This window comes from Microvirga soli (genome assembly GCF_016734765.1).
Classification (GTDB): Bacteria; Pseudomonadota; Alphaproteobacteria; order Rhizobiales; family Beijerinckiaceae; genus Microvirga; species Microvirga soli.
Window position 1 is genome coordinate 1 of the sequence record NZ_JAERQE010000140.1, and the last position, 1,326, is coordinate 1,326.

The following is a 1,326-nucleotide window of genomic DNA, read 5'->3' on the forward strand; positions in this document are numbered from 1 at the left end:
GTGATTCTCAGTTACGCACTTGATTCGAATGTGAGTAGTATTCAGACCGAAGAGCGATGTGCGATCAGGCCTTATGATTCGAGAACCGCTGGTTCAAGGTGGTAAAGAACTGTTACAGAAATCACCGGCGTTTCTGGATATTTGAACTCGACTCCAGACTGCACCGACGGCCTTTGCAGCGCGGTAGCGGATCTCCCAGCCGGTAGCGTGAGCGCCGCAAGTGGTCAGAGTGCGGATGCACGGTGACGGGCTGAGATCGTTGAACCGAAGCCACGATCAATACTCTGTTAACCATACGCGCGTGATTATGCACTGCCTGATCGATCTGGGATAATGAGCAGGCCTTTCCATGACAGGAGGCAGGGCGAGGACATGCGCCCCGTTTGCTGTTAGAAAGCGTTGCAACTTTGTTTCGTATTTGTGGTCATGATCGTAACTGATTTGCCCGGATCGGGAGAGCTGGCATGAATGTCTTGGTTTTTGCTTCCCGCAAGGGAGGTTCTGGAAAGAGCACCCTTGCCGCGCATTTGGGGAGCTATATGGCCGAGCACTCTCGGCCGACGCTCCTGATTGACGCAGACCCTCAGGGATCTCTGGCTCTTTGGCACGAGGTCCGGGGGGCACGGAATCTTCCGCTCCATGTTGGCAGCAAGCACCTCGGAGCCACATTGGCGAATGCGAGACGCGACGGGGTTGAATGGGTCTTGATCGATACGGCGCCAATTGCCGAAGGCTCGGTGGCCGAGGCGATCTGGCACGCAGATCTTGTCGTGATTCCAATGCGACCAGGGCTGTTTGATATCGACGCCGTTCAGGCAACGATCCAGGTCTGCCGTGACCTCAAGAAGCCTTACGCGGTGGTCATCAACGCAGCGCCGGCCAAGAATGGCTCGGATGACCCGATGGTTACGGACGCTAGAGGGGCAATGCAGGCGCTCGATGTTCCAACATGGGCAGGTCAGATTACACATAGCCCTGAACTGTCGCTCTCCTTGGCCCATGGGGCCGGTGCTAACGAGCTCAGCTCCAGATCATCCGGATCGAATGAGATTGGCAACCTTTGGCGATCACTCACAAGAAGCTTCGATGCAATTGCGGCTATGACACGTAAACACGCTCAGTCCGCCTGAGTATATTCAGCCGATGTTTGGCTCCCGGCCCGTTGTGGTCACCTGGGTGATTTTGAGCGGCGCTGAGAAGATCCGTCTGATGCACAAGTAACAGGCGGCATATGTCTGCACCGCGAATATGGTCTTGCTTCGGAACAATGGAGAGCACTTCTTATGATCCAGGAGGTGCTCCATGCCCCAGACACGCTTTACGAAA

At 55.4% G+C, this 1,326-nt stretch carries 2 protein-coding genes; one reads left to right on the forward strand and one right to left on the reverse strand.

Going from position 1 to position 1,326, the window contains the following annotated elements; genetic code table 11:
• Positions 1–464 precede the first annotated feature (464 nt).
• Positions 465–1,130 carry a nucleotide-binding protein gene (locus tag JKL45_RS29540; protein ID WP_201865325.1) on the forward strand — a complete coding sequence of 222 codons (666 nt, stop codon included), beginning with the start codon at positions 465–467 and terminating at the stop codon, positions 1,128–1,130.
• Positions 1,131–1,136: 6 nt separating this feature from the next.
• Here JKL45_RS29540 and JKL45_RS29785 read toward each other — a convergent pair.
• The coding region (locus tag JKL45_RS29785; RefSeq protein WP_210345919.1) for a hypothetical protein at positions 1,137–1,326 on the reverse strand (190 nt) is incomplete at its 5' end.